The following is a 657-nucleotide window of genomic DNA, read 5'->3' on the forward strand; positions in this document are numbered from 1 at the left end:
TCTTCCCTAGAAAGGAGGTGATCCAGCCGCACCTTCCGATACGGCTACCTTGTTACGACTTCACCCCAATCATCGCCCCCACCTTCGACGGCTGGCTCCGTAAGGTTACCTCACCGGCTTCGGGTGTGAATGACTTTCGTGGTGTGACGGGCGGTGTGTACAAGGCCCGGGAACGTATTCACCGCAGTATGCTGACCTGCGATTACTAGCGATTCCTGCTTCATGCAGGCGGGTTGCAGCCTGCAATCCGAACTGGGACTCTGTTTTTGGGGTTTGCTCCGGATCGCTCCTTCGCCTCCCTCTATTAAGAGCCATTGTAGTACGTGTGTAGCCCAAGCCATAAGGGGCATGATGACTTGACGTCATCCCCGCCTTCCTCCGCATTGTCTGCGGCAGTCTCTCCTGAGTCCCCGCCATGACGCGCTGGCAACAGAAGATAGGGGTTGCGCTCGTTGCGGGACTTAACCCAACATCTCACGACACGAGCTGACGACAGCCGTGCACCACCTGTTTTCGCGTCTTCCGAAGAAGAACTCTCCATCTCTGGAGATAGCACTCAATGTCAAGGCTTGGTAAGGTTCTTCGCGTTGCGTCGAATTAAACCACATACTCCACCGCTTGTGCGGGCCCCCGTCAATTCCTTTGAGTTTCAGCCTT

Annotated in this window: 1 rRNA gene; it reads right to left on the minus strand. The window is 55.7% G+C overall.

Annotation, left to right across the window (positions count from 1 at the left end):
* Positions 1 to 10: 10 nt before the first annotated feature.
* Positions 11 to 657 (minus strand): 16S ribosomal RNA (locus B5F80_RS11140); the annotation flags it as partial.

This window comes from Megasphaera sp. An286, from assembly GCF_002163455.1.
In the GTDB taxonomy this organism is placed as follows: domain Bacteria; phylum Bacillota; class Negativicutes; order Veillonellales; family Megasphaeraceae; genus Megasphaera; species Megasphaera stantonii.